Genomic DNA, 16404 nt, shown 5'->3' on the forward strand with positions numbered 1-16404 from the left:
ACAGCGCGTAATCCGACAACACCCGCAAGCAGGCAATCCCGGATTTACACCTTCAGGAATTCCTCTTTGCCGCCGAGCCAGCGCGCCAGATGCGCTTCCACGGTGGTGGCGGCGGCTGCCGTGGTGGCGTGCAGCAGGTCGTGCGCCACGTCGCGCGCCTGGTCGACCAGCCACTGGTCCGTTTCCAGGTCGGCGAAGCGCAGCATGGCCTGGCCGGACTGGCGCGCGCCAAGGAATTCGCCCGGGCCGCGGATTTCCAGGTCGCGCCGGGCGATTTCAAAACCGTCCGTCGTTTCGCGCATGGTCATCAGGCGCTGGCGGGCCACGCCGCCCAGCGGCCCCTGGTACAGCAGCAGGCAGACGCTGGCCGCCGAACCGCGTCCCACGCGCCCGCGCAGCTGGTGCAGCTGCGACAAGCCGAAACGCTCGGCATGTTCGATCACCATCAACGAGGCATTCGGCACGTCGACGCCCACCTCGATGACGGTGGTGGCCACCAGCACGTGGATCTGCCCGGCGATGAAGGCGTCCATCACTTCCTGCTTTTCCGCCGGCTTCAGGCGGCCGTGCACCAGGCCCACCTGCAGCGCGGGCAGGGCTTCGGCCAGCATCATGTAGGTGTCGGTGGCCGTCTGCAGCTGCAGCGCTTCCGATTCCTCGATCAGCGGACAGACCCAGTACACCTGCCGGCCTTCCAGCGCGGCCGCATACACGCGGGCGATGACTTCGTCGCGCCGGTTCTGGTCGATGGCGCGCGTGACGATGGGGCTGCGCCCGGGCGGCAGCTCGTCGATCACTGACACTTCCAGGTCGGCGTAATAGGTCATGGCCAGGGTGCGCGGAATCGGCGTGGCCGACATCATCAGCTGGTGCGGGACGGCCGCGCTGTCGCCCTTGTTGCGCAGGGTCAGGCGCTGGCCCACGCCGAAGCGGTGCTGCTCGTCGACGATCACCAGGCCCAGTTTGGCAAACAGCACGTTGTCCTGGATCAGCGCATGCGTGCCGATCACCAGCTGCGCCTCGCCCGATTCGATCAGGGCCAGCGCCGCCGTCTTTTCCTTTTTCTTCAGGCTGCCCGTCAGCCATGCCACCTTCACGCCCAGCGGCTCCATCCATGCGGCGATCTTGCGGAAGTGCTGCTCGGCCAGGATCTCCGTGGGCGCCATCAGCGCGGCCTGGTAGCCGCTGTCGATGGCCTGCGTGGCGGATAACGCCGCCACCACCGTCTTGCCGCTGCCGACGTCGCCCTGCAGCAGGCGCTGCATGGGATACGGCTGGCGCAGGTCGGCGCGGATTTCCTCGAGCACGCGCGCCTGCGCTCCCGTCAGCTTGAAGGGCAGGGCGGCGCCGAAGGCTTCGGAGAGTGTGCCGACGATGGGCAGGGAGGCCGCGCCTTTCGACCGGCGCGCGCGCTGGGCGCGTTTCAGCGACAGCTGCTGCGCCAGCAGCTCATCGAACTTCATGCGCACCCAGGCCGGGTGCGAACGGTCCATCAGCGCGCTTTCATCGATGTCCTGCGGCGGATAGTGCAGCAGGTGCACGGCGGCGCGGAACGGCGACAGCTGCATCTCGCGCAGCAGCTGCTCCGGCAGGGTGTCCTGCCAGTCGATGCGGCGCATGGCGTCGGCGATCTCGCGCCGCAGCACGTGCTGCGACAGGCCTTCGCCGGACGGGTACACGGGCGTCAGCGCCGTCGGCAGCGGCGCGCCCTCGTTGACCACTTTATACGTGGGGTGCACCATCTCGGCGCCAAAAAAACCGTGTTTGAGTTCGGCGCGCGCGCGCACCCGCGTGCCTTCGGCCAGCTGCTTGACCTGGCTGCCATAGAAATTCATGAAGCGCAGCAGCAGATTGCCCGTTTCATCGGCGATCGTCACCAGCAGCTGCTTGCGCGGCTTGAAATTGACTTCGCACTTGGTGACGATGCCCTCGACCTGCCACGATTCGCCGCCGCGCAGGCAGGCGTCGCGGATGGTGTAGACCTTGGTTTCATCCTCGTAGCGCATCGGCAGATGCAGCACCAGGTCCATGTCCGTGCGCAAGCCCAGCTTGGCCAGCCGGCTTTCCGTGCTGACCACCTTCTTGGCGGCTTTCGGCTTCGCGGCGGGCTTGGCGGCAGGTGGAAGATCAGGCGTTGGATCGGGCATATGCAAGGTTTTGGTGCCATTAGCGCAGGTTTTTATGCCGCTAGCGTAAAATAGAGGGTTGTCCGGCACACCCTGTGCGTACCGCAGTCGTTAATTGTTGCGGCGGATTATTGTAATGCCTGTATAGGCGCACAGTATAGTGCCAGATGTTCCATTGCGCACTCCTAATCATTTTTGACGTACTTTTGAAGCAAAACGCATGTATTCGCTTTCCGATTTCGATTTTAATTTGCCGCAAGAAAACATTGCGCAAACTCCGCTGGCCGAGCGCAGTGCCTCGCGCCTGTTGCACCTGGACGGCGACGCCCTGGTCGATCGCCAGTTCGCCGACATCGTCGGGCTGCTGCAGGCGGGCGACCTGCTGGTGATGAACGATACGCGCGTGCTGAAGGCGCGCTTCTTTGGCGTCAAGGAAAGCGGCGGCAAGATCGAGGCGCTGGTCGAGCGCGTGCTCGACGAGCGCACCGTGCTGGCCCAGGTACGCGCCTCGAAGTCGCCGCCGCCCGGCTGCCGCATCCGCCTGGCCGACGCCTTCGACGTGACCGTGGGCCAGCGCGCCGGCGAATTTTTTACCCTGCACTTCGAGGCCGACGTGTTCGAGCTGATCGAGGCGCATGGCCGCTTGCCGCTGCCGCCGTATATCGAGCACGACGCGGACGAATTTGATGAAACGCGCTACCAGACCGTGTTCAACAAGGTGCCGGGCGCTGTCGCCGCGCCGACGGCGGGCCTGCATTTCGACCAGGCCCTGCTCGACCAACTGAAGGCCAAGGGCGTCAATTTCGCCTATGTGACCCTGCACGTGGGCGCCGGCACCTTCCAGCCCGTGCGCACGGAAGTGCTGTCCGAGCACAAGATGCATACGGAGTGGTACACCATGCCGCAGGAAACCGTGGACGCCGTGCGCGCCGCGCAGCAGGCCGGGCGCGACGTGGTGGCCGTCGGCACGACCAGCCTGCGCGCGCTGGAATCGGCGTCGCAAAGCGGCCAGCTGGTGGCGGGCAGCGCCGATACGGCCCTGTTCATCACGCCCGGCTATGCCTTCAAGACGGTGACGCGCCTGATCACCAACTTCCATTTGCCGAAGTCGACCCTGCTGATGCTGGTGTCGGCCTTTGCCGGCTATGCGCCGATCCGCAGCGCCTACGCGCATGCGATCGCGCAGAACTACCGTTTCTTCAGCTATGGCGATGCGATGCTGCTCACCACGCAGTCGCGTTCTTCGCTCCCCCTTCCGCTGAACCTTGATACTCCCGTGAAAGAATAAGAATGCTGGAATTTACCCTCCTCAAGACCGACACGAGCGGCCTGACCAAGGCACGCCGCGGCACCTTGAAACTCAACCATGGCGTCGTGCAGACGCCGATCTTCATGCCAGTGGGCACTTACGGCTCCGTAAAAGCCATGTCGCCGCTGGAACTCAACGAGATCGACGCGCAAATCATCCTGGGCAACACGTTTCATTTGTGGTTGCGTCCAGGTAACACCGTCATGGAAAAATTCGGCGGCTTGCACGGTTTCATGGGCTGGAACAAGCCGATCCTGACCGATTCCGGCGGATTCCAGGTGTTTTCGCTGGGCGCCATGCGCAAGATCACGGAAGAGGGCGTGCATTTCAATTCGCCCATCAACGGCGATAAACTGTTCCTGTCGCCGGAAGTATCGATGCAGGTGCAGCGCGTGCTGAACTCCGACATCGTCATGCAGTTCGACGAATGCACGCCGTACGAAATCGCCGGCCGTCCCGCCACCATCGAGGAAGCGGCCAAGTCCATGCGCATGTCCTTGCGCTGGGCGCAGCGCTCGAAGGACGAGTTCCACCGCGGCGAGAACCCGAATGCGCTGTTTGGCATCGTGCAGGGCGGCATGTTCGAAATGCTGCGCGACGAGTCGCTGGCCAAGCTGGAAGAGATCGACTTCCCCGGCATCGCCATCGGCGGCCTGTCCGTCGGCGAGCCGAAGGAAGACATGATGCGCATGCTGGCCCACGTGGGCCCGCGCCTGCCGGCCAACAAGCCCCATTACCTGATGGGCGTGGGCACGCCGGAAGACCTGGTGGCGGGCGTGTCGAACGGCATCGACATGTTCGACTGCGTCATGCCGACGCGTAACGCCCGCAATGGCTGGCTGTTTACCCGTTTCGGCGACATCAAGATCAAGAACGCCAAGTACAAGGAAGACCAGGCGCCGCTGGACGAGACGTGCAGCTGCTACGCCTGCCGCAATTTCTCGCGCGCCTACCTGCACCACCTGCACCGCTCCAAGGAAATCCTCGGCGCGCGCCTGAACACCATCCATAACCTGCATTACTACCTGGACCTGATGCGCCAGATGCGTGTAGCGCTGGATGAAGACCGCTTCCACGCGTTCACCCTGCAATTCCACGCGGAACGCGCACGGGGAACTTAAGAAATGCTTAGGTGCAGGGGCCGCGCGCCCTTGCGCCGATGTTTTCGAGATTGGTGCTTGGACGGGGCGATAAAGCATTGCATAATGCTTTTTTAGCCCCATGTGGAGCTGCCATGCCTGCAATTCGGGGGATGGCCTTTTGCCAATGCTAGAATACAGCGCTGTTTTTTCAAACTGATTAGAACTGGAGTCACCGTGTTTTTCATTTCCAACGCTTACGCGCAATCGACCGATGCCCTCGGCCTCGGCGGCAACCTGACCAGCTTCCTGCCGCTGGTATTGATGTTTGTGGTCATGTATTTCCTGATGATCCGCCCACAGCAAAAACGCGCCAAAGAACAACGGGCGATGATGGACGCGCTGGCCAAGGGTGACGAAGTCGTCACCGCCGGCGGCATGCTGGGCCGTGTTGTCAAGGTAGTGGACGCTTACGTCACCATCGAAGTGGCCAGCGGCACCGAAATCACGGTGCAAAAGAGCTCCATCACCACCCTGCTGCCTAAAGGCACCCTGAAGGCGCTGTAATTCCTCGCCGTCGCCACGCATGTGGCGACTGACCGGGGCGGTAATCGGCCGCCCCTCGCGACGCCTCCGACGCTCAACACTGAACGCTGAATCAATATGAATCGCTATCCTGCCTGGAAATACATCATCATCGTCGTCGCCTTATTGCTGGGCGCACTCTATACGGCGCCCAATTATTTCGGTGAATCACCGGCGCTGCAAGTAACCAGCGGCAAGTCGACCGTCAAAGTGACGAGCGAGCTGATGACGCAAGTCGATCAAATATTGACGAAAGAGAACGTCAAGTCGGAAGGTGTCACCATGGACGGCGCCGGCAATCTCGCCTCCGTGCGCGTGCGTTTCGCCGATCCCGATACCCAGTTCAAGGCGAAACTGGTGCTGGAAAAGGACCTGAATACGGATGCCAGCGACCCCGCCTACATCGTGACGGTCAACCTGCAGGCGAATACGCCGATGTGGATGCAGAAACTGCATGCCTTGCCCATGTTCCTGGGCCTGGACTTGCGCGGTGGCGTGCACTTCCTGATGCAGGTCGATGCCAAAGCCGTACTGAACAAGAAAATCCAGGGCGTCCAGTCCGCCGCGCGTAGCGTGCTGCGCGACAAGAATATCCGCCACGCCGGCATCGACCGCGTGGGCGACAGCGTGCAGATCAACTTCCGTGACGCGGAAACGCGCCTGAAGGCAAAAAATGTCCTGTCCGACCAGATGACGGAGCTGGCGTTCGCCGATGCGGGCGAAGGCAGCGATTTGAAACTCAACATCACGCTGAAACCGGCGGCCCTGAAAGCCACCATCGATGAAGGCGTGAAACAGAATATCTCCACCCTGTCCAAGCGCGTCAACGAGCTGGGCGTGGCCGAGCCGCTGATCCAGCAGCAAGGTCCTGACCGCATCGTGGTGCAACTGCCTGGCGTGCAGGACGTGGCCCGCGCGAAAGCCATCATCGGCCGCACGGCCACCCTGGAAGTGCGCCTGGTCGACGAGACCATCGTGCCTGGCACGGAACTGTCGAGCGCCATTCCGTTCAATTCGGAATTGTTCACCGTTGGCAAGGGCGTGCCTGTCGTGCTGTCGAAAGACGTGATCCTGACGGGCGACTATATTTCCAGCGCCACGGCCAGCTTCGACCAGAACCAGCAAGCGGCCGTGTCGATCGACCTGAACGGCGACGGCGGGCGCAAGATGCGCGAAGCGACGCGCGAACGCGTCGGCAAGCGCATGGCCATCGTGCTGTTTGAAAAAGGCAAGCCGGAAGTGCTGTCGGTCGCCACCATCCAGCAGGAACTGGGCTCGCGCTTCCAGATCACGGGCATGGGCGGCGCGGAAAACGCCAATGAACTGGCGCTGCTGCTGCGCTCGGGCGCCCTGTCGGCACCGATGACCGTCATCGAAGAACGCACGATCGGACCGCAGCTGGGCGCGGAAAACATCGCCAAGGGCTTCCATTCGACCCTGTATGGCTTCATCGCCATCGCCATCTTCATGATCGCCTACTACATGCTGTTCGGCGCCTTCAGCGTGCTGGCCCTGGCCTCCAACCTGTTGCTGCTGATCGGCTTGCTGTCGATGATCCAGGTAACCCTGACCTTGCCCGGTATCGCCGCGATCGCGCTGGCGCTGGGCATGGCGATTGACGCCAACGTGCTGATTAACGAACGTATCCGTGAAGAGCTGCGCGCCGGCAATACGCCGCAAGCGGCCATCGCCGCCGGCTTCGACCGCGCATGGGCGACGATTCTCGACTCGAACGTGACGACCCTGATCGTCGGCCTGGCGCTGCTGGCCTTCGGCAGCGGTCCCGTGCGCGGCTTTGCCGTCGTGCATTGCCTGGGCATCCTGACCTCGATGTTCTCCTCCGTCTTCGTTTCGCGCGGCGTGGTCAACCTCTGGTATGGCCGCAAGAAAAAGCTGACGACGTTGTCGATCGGCACGGTCTGGGTACCGGGCACGAGCAAATAAGCGACGGTCCAGCCCTACCCCATAGCGTCAATAGCGATAGCGTCCGGTGGCACAGCCGCCGGATGCACAGAACAGAACTCAGAGGATTTCATGGAATTTTTCCGGATCAAAAAAGATATTCCCTTCATGCGCCATGCGTTGATTTTCAACGTCATCTCGGCCGTGACCTTCATTGCCGCCGTCTTCTTCCTGGTGCACAAGGGCTTGCACCTGTCCGTGGAATTCAAGGGCGGCACCGTGATGGAGGTGAAGTATCCGAAAGCGGCCAACCTTGAAGGCATACGCGGCACCCTGATCAAGATGGGCTATGAAGAGCCGGGCGTGACCAGCTTCGACACGGCGCGCGACGTCATGATCCGCCTGCCGGTGGAAAAAGGCGTGACTGCCGCGAACACTTCGCAGCGCGTGTTTGAAGCGCTGTGCAAGGTCGAGCAGGGCACGACCAAGGGCATCGATACCGTCACCGACAAGGGCGAGCACGTCATCAAGAGCGCCTGCATGGACGCCGCCGGCAATGAAGCGCTGGTGCTGCAGAAAGTCGAATTCGTCGGCCCGCAAGTGGGCGAGGAACTGGCGCAGAACGGCTTGAACGCGCTGGTGATGGTGATCCTGGGCGTGATGGTGTACCTGGCCATCCGCTTCGAGTGGAAATACGCCGTCTCGGCGATTATCGCCAACTTGCATGACGTGGTCATCATCCTGGGCTTCTTCGCCTTCTTCCAGTGGGAATTCTCGCTGACGGTGCTGGCGGCGATCCTGGCGGTACTGGGTTATTCCGTCAACGAATCGGTGGTGATCTTTGACCGTATCCGCGAAAACTTCCGCAAGCAGCGCAAGGCGAGCGTGCATGAAGTGATCGACAGTGCGATCACCAGCACCATTTCGCGTACCATCATCACCCACGGTTCGACCCAGATGATGGTGCTGTCGATGCTGATCTTCGGCGGCCAGACCCTGCACCACTTCGCGCTGGCGCTGACCATCGGTATCTGCTTCGGTATTTACTCGTCCGTGTTCGTGGCGGCATCGATCGCCATGTGGCTGGGCGTCAAGCGCGAAGACTTGATCAAGCCGGTCAAGGAAAAGGACGAAACCGACGGCGCCGTGGTGTAAGCGCGGCCAGTTGCATGACGAATGGAAGAACGATCACCCGCGCGGTGGTCGTTTTTTTTTTGTGACGGATGACGATGAAGCGTTTGATTGTAATGGGCATCCTGGCGGGCGTGAGCGCGCTGGCCGGTGCCGCGGAATTGCGCATTGCGGCCAGCGATACCGTCGCCCTGCGCGGCACCCTCGCCGACGGCGACGTGGACAAGCTGCGCCAGCTGGCCACGCCGGCGACCACCGTGCTGCGCGTGAATAGCGAAGGCGGCGATGCGCAGGCGGCCATGCAGCTGGGGCGCTACCTGCGCCAGCAGCAATGGGATGTGTCCATCGATACCGTGTGCGCGGGCAGTTGCGCCCTGTACGTCTTCCCGGCTGCGCGCCGCAAGCAGGTTCCCGCCGACGCCGTGCTGGCCTTGCAGGCCTCGGCCTTCCTGCGCGCGCAGGCGGGGCCGGGACAGATGCGGCGCACCCTGGCCGAGGCGGGCGTGGCGGCCGAGGATCTCGACGCGGCAACGGCGGTGCTGGCGGCGCAGCTGGCGGGCGTGGCGGCGCTGGAAGCGGCGTTTGCTGCCGACATGGGCATCGCCCCCGTCTTTTACCGCGACTTCCGCCAGGTGGCGGCGCAGGCGGACGCCGTGCGCCAGCGCTTCCCGGACCAGGAGGCGGCCGTCTTCTGGTGGCCGGCGGCGGCACGCCTGCGGCGCTGCTATGGCATCGTCGGCGTGGAGGAGGGCACGCGCACGGCGCGCATGCAGCCAGCCGGCTATGTCTATGTACCTGCCCTGTCCGCCCTCGTCATGGGCGACCAGGCCTTGCCGGACTGCCCATGAGCCGCAGCGGCCGCCTGTTCCTGCTGATGGACGCGATGCGCGCGAAGCGGGTGCCCGTCACGGCGGCCCAGCTGGCGCAGCAGCTGGATGTATCCGAACGCACGATTTACCGCGATATCCAGACCCTGGCCGAGCTGGGCGCGCCCCTGCAGGGCGAGGCCGGCGTCGGCTATGTGCTGCGCCGTGGCAGCTTTTTACCGCCGTTGATGTTCGGTCCCGACGAGCTGGAAGCGCTGGTGCTGGGCGCGCGCTGGGTGCGCCGCCAGGGCGACGCGGGCCTGGCGCGGGCGGCCGAAGCGGCGCTGGCAAAGATCGCCGCCGCTTCGCCGCGCGATTTGCGCGACAGCATGGCCGAGACCAGCCTGTGGGTGCCGCTGGGCCGCCCCGCCGATGGCACGCAGCCGGCCGACCGCCACGTGCAGCCGGTGCGCGAGGCGATCCGCTACGAACAGAAGCTGACGCTGGGCTACCAGGACGAACACGGCAGCGCCACCTCGCGCACGGTCTGGCCCTTTGCGCTGGCCTTTTTCGAGGGCAAGCGCCTGCTGGCCGCCTGGTGCGAGCTGCGCGGCGACTACCGCCATTTCCGCATCGACCGCATCGCCAGCGTGCAGCCGCATGCGGAACGCTATGCCACGCGCCGCCACGTGCTGCTGGAAGCGTGGCGCGCGATGTACGATATCGATCCGGAAGGGTAGGCGGCCCGCACGCTGACAGGCTCCTGACAAAAACTGTCAGTGACTGGTTCTACGATGGTGGCTTCTTCACTCACCGGAGCCATCCACCATGCGCCTGTACCACCACCCCATGTCCTCGAATGCCCGCCGCGCCCTGATGACGGCGATCCACCTCGGCTTGCCCCTGGAACTGGCCGAAGTCGACCTGATGAATGCCGATGACCGCCGCCGCCTGGGCGAACTGAATCCGAATGCCAAGCTGCCCGTGCTGGCCGATGGCGGTTTCCTGCTGTGGGAATCGTGCGCCATCATGCAATACCTGGCCGAACAGGTGCCGGGCCAGACCCTCTATCCGGCGGCGCTGCAGGCCCGCGCCGACGTCAACCGCTGGCTGTTCTGGGCCGCGCAGCATTTCTCTCCCGCCATTGCCGTGCTGGCCTGGGAACGGGCATGGAAGGGCATGACGGGCAATGGCGCGGCCGACCCGCTGGAAGAGGCGCGCGGCGAGCACGAACTGCATGCCTGCGCCGTGGTGCTCGATGCGCACCTGGCGCGGCGCGACTGGCTCTGCGGCGATGCCTTGACCCTGGCCGATTTCGCCGTGGCCGCGCCGCTGATGTACAGCGAGGCGGTGCGCCTGCCGCTGGCGCAGTATGCGCATATCCAGGCCTGGTTCGCCCGCGTGCGGCAGTTGCGCGCCTGGCAGGAAACGGACGTGGAGTTGATCGGCGGATAAATGTGGCCGCTAAGTGAGCCAGCGCACGGAGCCGGTGGCGCCGCACGCATAAGATAGGGCTGTCTCTTTCAGGACATCCCTAGCTTTGGACTTTACCCGCTTTCGAGCGGGTTTTTTTTGTCCCGCGTTTCAATAGGTGCTTGAAAAGCTGACAAGTGCCATGCAAGTGGATGGCACACCATTCCCATGCAGGTACGCCATGTTCATGCCACGCCATCCGAAACCGCTGTTGAGCACCCGTGCCGTTGCCATGCAAGTCGTCCAGCAAGGGCAGGCCAGCAAGGCTGGTGGACAAGCATGTGCTGATCGTCGAGACGCGCAAGCCGGCGCCACCGCCGCCGGCGGGCAAGACGCCGGCAGGCTAGTGCACCAGCACCTTGAGCAGCGACTGCACTTCATCGTCCGACTCTTCCATGATGCTCGACAGGGTGGCGCTTTCGCCGATGACGCAGTCGATGCTGCGCGCGGCGCGGGCGGCCCGCACGGCGATGGCGGCCGGGCTTTCATTCAGGGGCGATGCCACGGGCGCCAGGTCGTTCGCCAGCAGCAGGGTGTCGCCCAGCGATTCGGGCGGGATGGCGCGCAAGCCTTCCCACAGGGATGCGATGGCTTGCATGACGGCTTCCGGCACTTTCAGCTTGGTCAGCACGCCGTGGCCGATGGCCTGTTCGCCATGCTCGACCCAGTCCTGCGGCTCGCCGTCCAGGATGCCGGGAAACTCCGCCGCGCGCGACAGCATGTAAAAGCCGCCCACTTCATGCATGATGCCCGCGAACAGGGCCGTATCGGGATCGACCTTCGTCACGCGCCGTGCAATCACCTGTGCCAGCGCCGCCACGTGGGCCGTATGCTCCCACAGCTGGTTGGCCTTGGCTTGCACCACGGGATCGGTGATCGTGCTGCCCAGCTGGCGCACGATCAGCGACGCCACCACCGATTGCAGCGTACGCACGCCGAGGCGCTGCACGGCATTGCGCACGCTGGTGATTTCATTGCCGGAACGGTTGAAGGCCACCGAATTGGCGATGGCCACCGTGCGCGCCGCCAGCAGCGGGTCAGCCTGCACCAGCTTGGCGGCCGCCTCGATATGGCAATCGGGATCGGCCAGCGCCTGCTGCAGCTTGAGCGAAGCATCCACATTGGCAGGGAAAGTCAGCTCGCCACGACCGGCAAGTGCAGCGATACTTTTAAAGGCGTCGAGTCTGTTCATTGAAAAAATTATACTCGCAATATTTCCTTGCGGAACTTTTTAAGCGTGATCTTTTCGCAAACAGCCGAGCAAAAGGCAAGCAACTGCCCCGTAAACGGGAAAAGGCATGCCGCTGGATCAGTGGCATGCCTTTTTTTTTAACGACAGCGATCGTCAAGCCCTTGAGCAGGAGCATTGCGAGCGGATGGGATGTGTGGCCGAGAAGCGCAACCGTATTCAAGTACGGCGGGCGTCGCCGGCCGCCAAGCCCGCCGCGCAGCAGGTTTTGTTACGCGTTCCTACAGCGATTCGCTGAAGATGGCGTCACAGCCTTCGACCAGCTCGTCGCTGTCTTCCAGTTCATCCGTCAGGCCCAGGTCGAACAATTCTTCCACGGCATTCATGAAGCTGTTGTGCTTGGTCGCACCGATCAGGCGGTAGATTTCACCGTCTTCGTTGCGCACGCCGATGATCAGCTTTTCCTGGCGCACCAGTTCCGGCGTGCTGGCGTTGAGCAACAGGTTGCCGATGATATGTTTATCGAAATGCGCTGGCTTTTTGCCTTCGAGCAATGAGGTTTTCAACTTGTTTCCTTTGTCTTGTTTGAATGTGAGTCCGTGCGTGGCGAATGTGCGGCTGGACCGTTGGCAATGGCTTGTTTCAGGCCCGCGAGGGTCGTTTCCAGGCGATTGAAATCGTCCTCCGTGTAGTTGGCAAACAGTTGCCGGCCCTGCCTGGTCAGCTTGGGGAACACGTCATGGAACACCTGTTCCCCCTGTGTACTCAAGCGTACATAGTAGGAACGTTTGTCGCGTGGACAACGTTCCCGTATCACCAGTGCCTTCTGTTCCAGGCGGTCCACCACGCCCGTCAACGTGCCCTTGGTGATCAGGGTTTTCTGGCCCAGTTCCTTGTAGGACATGCCAGAGGTGTTGCCGAGCGTGGCAATGATGTCGAATTGCGCATGCGTCAAGCCGTACTGGCGCACGAAGTCGCTAGAAAACCGCTCGAAGTCCTGCATGCATTCGGCCAGCAGCCGGATACTTTTTAAATATCGTTCACCCATGGGGTGTGATTATATCCTTCCGCCCCGCTTTTTTTTTTGCCGCGTCCTGGCGTGTTGGGGCGGCAGGGGCTGGATGGGGCGGAAGTCCGGTATCATGTGTGCAACTCAGCCCTTGCCCCCATCCTGCCCCGCCGATGTCTTTTGCTAATCTTTCCCGTATCGGCCTCGACAAACCCTTGCGCCTGCTGCTGGTGCACGCCGGCGATGCCGAGTCGATCACCTGGGCCGGCCTGGTGCAGCCGCTGCGCCTGTGCGCGCGGGCACTGGGGCCGGAGGCATTCCAGCTGGAGGTGCGCACACCCGAGCAAGTGGCGCAGCAGGGCGGCAACTGGCACATCGCGCTGCTGGTGGCCGATGAAACGCAAGCGCCGCTGCGTGCCGAGCTGTGCCGCGCGGTGATCGAGCGCTGCCGTTCGGCGCCGTTCTGGGGCGGCGTGGGCGCGGCCGTGCTGTGGCTGGCCGACGCCGGGGTGATGGATGGCGTGCGCATCGCCTTGCCCTGGGCCCTGTACGCGGACGCGGAAGCGAAGGCCGAGCGCGCCATCCTGACGCCGCACCTGTTCGACATCGACGGCCCGCACATCACCTGCTGCGGCGGCGCGGCCAGCATCGATTTTTCGCTGACGCTGATCGAAACCGTGTTCGGTGCCGACGTGCAGGCGCTCGTCAAGGAAGCGCTGTGCGTGGACAAGGTGCGCGGCAAGGAAGAGCGCCAGCGGGTGGCCCTGCAGGCGCGTTTCGGCGTCTTGCAGCCGAAGCTGTCCGAAGCGGTGACCTTGATGGAAGCCAATATCGAGGAACCACTGTCGACCGATGATATCGCCAGCCTGGTGGGCCTGTCGCGGCGCCAGCTGGAGCGGCTGTTCAAGCAATACCTGGGCAGCCTGCCATCGCGCTACTACCTGGAGCTGCGCCTGCAACGCTCCCGGCAACTATTGCTGGATACACATTATTCCATCGTGCAAGTGGGCCTGATGTGCGGTTTTTCTTCCGGTTCGCACTTTTCCACGGCCTTTGGCACCCTGTTCGGCAATACCCCGCGCGAAGAGCGGCAGCGCAAGTTGATGCCGACGGTTTAACGTCTGGTGAAGTCGACTGCGCGCCGCGCCTTGCGGCCGCCGATGCTCACTGCCTCGGCAGCCCCGTGCTGCGCACAGCTGCGCCTTCTCAGCCACAACTCACTGCCGCTCGCTACGATTCCGCCAGGCGTTCTATATTTCGCACTATCGTGCGATAAGCATGGCCGTGATGAATTGTGAAAATCCTTGTCGCAGATTCAAAAGAGTTTTAGCATCCCGCTTTTTATAATGCTGTACACACGTAGCTGTCGTAGCTGCGGAGTACCTAACATATTGATGGGGAAATGCTATGAATGCCAAGCTTGATTCGACCGTAACCGCTCGTCCAGTCAGCCGGGAAACCTTTGACCAGGTCCTGGTTCCTACCTACGCTCCCGCTGCCATGGTACCCGTGCGCGGTGCCGGCCTGGATCTGTGGGACCAGTCCGGCAAGCATTACCTCGATTTCACCTCCGGCATCGCCGTCAACAGCCTGGGCCACTGCCATCCTGCCCTGGTCGACGTGCTGACCAAGCAAATCAACAGCCTGTGGCATTTGGGCAACGGCTACACCAACGAGCCGGTGCTGCGCCTGGCCCTGGCCCTGACGGAAGCGACCTTCGCCGACCGCGCCTTCTTCTGCAACTCGGGCGCGGAAGCCAATGAAGCGGCCCTGAAACTGGCGCGCAAGTACGCGCACACCAAGTTTGGCGCGCACAAGTCGCGCATCATCTCGTGCTTCAGCTCCTTCCACGGCCGCACCCTGTTTACGGTCTCCGTCGGCGGCCAGGCCAAGTACACGGAAGGCTTCGAGCCTCTGCCGCCATCGATCGACCACATCGCCTACAACGACATCGAAGCGGCGCGCGCCGCCATCGGCGATGACGTGTGCGCCGTGATCGTCGAGCCGGTACAAGGCGAAGGCGGCGTCGTGCCAGGCAATCCGGAATTCCTCAAGGAACTGCGCGCACTGTGCGACAAGACGGGCGCCCTGTTGATTTTCGACGAAGTCCAGTGCGGCATGGGCCGCACTGGCGCGTTGTTCGCGTACATGGGCTATGGCGTCACGCCGGACATCCTGACGGCCGCCAAGGCCCTGGGCAATGGCTACCCGATCGGCGCCATGCTGACCACCGACGCGCTGGCGCAGACGCTGGCCGTCGGCACGCACGGCACCACCTACGGCGGCAACCCGCTGGCCGCCACCGTGGCCCTGACCGTGCTGGAGACGATCAACACGCCGGCCTTCCTGGCGCGCGTGAAGGAAGCCAGCGTCAACACCATCGCCATGCTGCAAGGCCTGATTTCGGATTACCCGCAAGTGTTCTCCGCCGTGCGCGGCAGCGGTTTGCTGCTGGGCCTGGTCGTCAGCGACGCCTACAAGGGCCGCGCGAAAGACATCCAGAAGGCCGCCGAAGCACAAGGCCTGATGGTGCTGATCGCCGGCATGGACGTGGTGCGCCTGGCGCCGGCCCTGATCGTCTCGGACGAGCAGATCGCCGAAGCGGGCCGCTTGCTGCGCGTGGCCGTCGATGGCTTGCTGAAAGCCTGAAGCTAGCTTCGCTCCCTGTTTGATCACCGGCCCGCCGCTTTGCCGCGGGCCGGCTTGGTTCTACCCGGGTTTCAGCCCAAGTAACGTCAGCATTGAAGGAGTACCCATGTATGTTGTCCGTCCGGTAGAAATTGCGGATATTGCAGCCCTCGAAGCGCTGGCCGCGGTAACCATGCCGGGTGTCCATACCCTGCCGAGGACGCGCGAGAAAATCGCCGCCTCCGTCGAGCGCTCCATCGCCTCGTTTGCCGCCCACGTCGACATCCCCAGCGAAGAGTCATATCTCTTCGTGCTTGAATCCCTGCTCGACAAGAGCATCTTTGGCACGGCCGCCATCTTTGCCTCCGCCGGCTCGAACGGCACCTATTTTTCCTTTCGCAACGACGTCATCCAGCAAGTTTCGCGCGACCTGAACATCAGCCACAGCGTGCATGCGCTGACCCTGTGCTCCGAACTGACGGCGTATTCGCAGCTGTCCGGCTTCTATGTGCGCAACATGGAGCAGGCGGGCCTGGAAGCGGCCCTGCTGTCGCGCGCGCGGCTGCTGTTCGCCGTGCTGGCGCCGCACCGCTTCGGCGACCGTTTCTTCGTGCCGCTGGCCGGCATCACGGACGCCAACGGCCAGTCGCCGTTCTGGGATGCGCTGGGCCGCAAGTTCTTCCAGATGGATTTCCTCGATGCCGAGAAAGTCATCGGCGGCGCGCGCAACCGCACCCTGATCGTCGAGCTGATGCCGCACTACCCCGTGTACGTGCCGCTCTTGCCCGGCGACGCGCAGGCGGCCATGGGCCAGATCCACCCGAGCGGCGAACTGGCCTTCAACCTGCTGACGGAAGAAGGCTTCGAAGCCGACGACTACATCGACATCTTCGATGGCGGCCCGATCCTGCAGGCGCACAAGAATTCGCTGCGCTCGTTTACGGGCTCGCTCACGCGCCGCGTGGCGGCCGGCGTCACGCCCAGCCGCACTGGCCTGAAAGTCAATTATGCGATCGCTTCCGGCGCCGAGCGCAATTTCCGCGCCGTGACCTTCGCCTGCGATGCGCTCGAGGCGCAGGACAGCGTCGGCTTGCCGGCCGACCTGCTCGAGGCGCTGGCCGTGGCCGAAGGCGACAGCGTCATTTGCGTGCGTATCTAAGGGAGTCC

General features: G+C 63.3%; 17 protein-coding genes. 13 read left to right on the forward strand and 4 right to left on the reverse strand.

What is annotated here, in order from left to right; all coding sequences use genetic code 11:
* Window positions 1-44: 44 nt before the first annotated feature.
* Window positions 45-2147 carry an ATP-dependent DNA helicase RecG gene (gene recG, locus ACZ92H_RS07590; protein WP_131373264.1) on the reverse strand — a complete coding sequence of 701 codons (2103 nt, stop codon included), beginning with the start codon at window positions 2145-2147 and terminating at the stop codon, window positions 45-47.
* 199 nt (window positions 2148-2346) lie between these two features.
* Here recG and queA point away from each other — a divergent pair, with 199 nt between their 5' ends.
* The 9 genes from queA (at window position 2347) to ACZ92H_RS07635 (ending at window position 10758) form a co-directional block, all read left to right on the forward strand.
* Window positions 2347-3414, forward strand: coding sequence for a tRNA preQ1(34) S-adenosylmethionine ribosyltransferase-isomerase QueA (gene queA, locus ACZ92H_RS07595; RefSeq protein ID WP_465048875.1), 1068 nt, complete (start codon window positions 2347-2349; stop codon window positions 3412-3414).
* A gap of 2 nt (window positions 3415-3416) precedes the next feature.
* The gene (gene tgt / locus ACZ92H_RS07600) at window positions 3417-4556 is read left to right on the forward strand and encodes a tRNA guanosine(34) transglycosylase Tgt (RefSeq protein WP_131373266.1); all 1140 of its coding nucleotides are present in this window, start codon (window positions 3417-3419) and stop codon (window positions 4554-4556) included.
* 195 nt (window positions 4557-4751) lie between these two features.
* Window positions 4752-5081 (forward strand): preprotein translocase subunit YajC, encoded by a 330-nt coding sequence (gene yajC, locus ACZ92H_RS07605; protein WP_131373267.1) that lies wholly within the window; start codon window positions 4752-4754, stop codon window positions 5079-5081.
* A gap of 96 nt (window positions 5082-5177) precedes the next feature.
* On the forward strand, window positions 5178-7043 hold the full coding sequence (gene secD / locus ACZ92H_RS07610; protein WP_465048876.1) for a protein translocase subunit SecD: 1866 nt from the start codon (window positions 5178-5180) through the stop codon (window positions 7041-7043).
* Between the two features lie 90 nt (window positions 7044-7133).
* Window positions 7134-8156, forward strand: a complete 1023-nt coding sequence (gene secF, locus ACZ92H_RS07615; protein WP_465048877.1) for a protein translocase subunit SecF — start codon at window positions 7134-7136, stop codon at window positions 8154-8156.
* Window positions 8157-8230: 74 nt separating this feature from the next.
* Entirely contained in the window at window positions 8231-8980 is a 750-nt protein-coding gene (locus tag ACZ92H_RS07620; protein ID WP_465048878.1) for a hypothetical protein, read from the forward strand.
* Window positions 8977-9678: a helix-turn-helix transcriptional regulator gene (locus ACZ92H_RS07625; protein ID WP_131373271.1), complete on the forward strand. Its 702-nt coding sequence runs from the start codon at window positions 8977-8979 to the stop codon at window positions 9676-9678. The genes ACZ92H_RS07620 and ACZ92H_RS07625 overlap by 4 nt, the downstream gene beginning before the upstream one ends.
* An 88-nt stretch (window positions 9679-9766) precedes the next feature.
* Window positions 9767-10393, forward strand: a complete 627-nt coding sequence (locus tag ACZ92H_RS07630) for a glutathione S-transferase family protein (protein ID WP_465048879.1) — start codon at window positions 9767-9769, stop codon at window positions 10391-10393.
* Between the two features lie 239 nt (window positions 10394-10632).
* Window positions 10633-10758: a hypothetical protein gene (locus ACZ92H_RS07635; RefSeq protein ID WP_465048880.1), complete on the forward strand. Its 126-nt coding sequence runs from the start codon at window positions 10633-10635 to the stop codon at window positions 10756-10758.
* Here ACZ92H_RS07635 and ACZ92H_RS07640 read toward each other — a convergent pair.
* Window positions 10755-11603 carry an HDOD domain-containing protein gene (locus tag ACZ92H_RS07640; RefSeq protein ID WP_131373273.1) on the reverse strand — a complete coding sequence of 283 codons (849 nt, stop codon included), beginning with the start codon at window positions 11601-11603 and terminating at the stop codon, window positions 10755-10757. The genes ACZ92H_RS07635 and ACZ92H_RS07640 overlap by 4 nt on opposite strands.
* Before the next feature lie 106 nt (window positions 11604-11709).
* On the opposite strand from ACZ92H_RS07640, the gene ACZ92H_RS07645 reads away from it, so the two are divergent.
* The gene (locus ACZ92H_RS07645; protein WP_465048881.1) at window positions 11710-11898 is read left to right on the forward strand and encodes a hypothetical protein; all 189 of its coding nucleotides are present in this window, start codon (window positions 11710-11712) and stop codon (window positions 11896-11898) included.
* Here ACZ92H_RS07645 and ACZ92H_RS07650 read toward each other — a convergent pair.
* A complete protein-coding gene (locus tag ACZ92H_RS07650) occupies window positions 11882-12166 on the reverse strand; it encodes a hypothetical protein (RefSeq protein ID WP_034778933.1) in 285 nt (94 codons plus the stop codon). The two genes, ACZ92H_RS07645 and ACZ92H_RS07650, sit on opposite strands and share 17 nt — an antisense overlap.
* Window positions 12163-12648, reverse strand: a complete 486-nt coding sequence (locus tag ACZ92H_RS07655; protein ID WP_465048882.1) for a MarR family winged helix-turn-helix transcriptional regulator — start codon at window positions 12646-12648, stop codon at window positions 12163-12165. Before ACZ92H_RS07655 ends, ACZ92H_RS07650 begins: the two co-directional genes overlap by 4 nt.
* A gap of 134 nt (window positions 12649-12782) precedes the next feature.
* On the opposite strand from ACZ92H_RS07655, the gene ACZ92H_RS07660 reads away from it, so the two are divergent.
* The 3 genes from ACZ92H_RS07660 to ACZ92H_RS07670 all read left to right on the forward strand — a co-directional run bounded on the left by ACZ92H_RS07660 (window position 12783) and on the right by ACZ92H_RS07670 (window position 16396).
* Window positions 12783-13727, forward strand: coding sequence for a GlxA family transcriptional regulator (locus ACZ92H_RS07660; RefSeq protein ID WP_131373275.1), 945 nt, complete (start codon window positions 12783-12785; stop codon window positions 13725-13727).
* 289 nt (window positions 13728-14016) lie between these two features.
* On the forward strand, window positions 14017-15258 hold the full coding sequence (gene astC / locus ACZ92H_RS07665) for an acetylornithine/succinylornithine family transaminase (RefSeq protein ID WP_131373276.1): 1242 nt from the start codon (window positions 14017-14019) through the stop codon (window positions 15256-15258).
* 106 nt (window positions 15259-15364) lie between these two features.
* A complete protein-coding gene (locus ACZ92H_RS07670) occupies window positions 15365-16396 on the forward strand; it encodes an arginine N-succinyltransferase (protein WP_465048883.1) in 1032 nt (343 codons plus the stop codon).
* Window positions 16397-16404: the final 8 nt, after the last annotated feature.

Source organism: Janthinobacterium foliorum, from assembly GCF_978021625.1.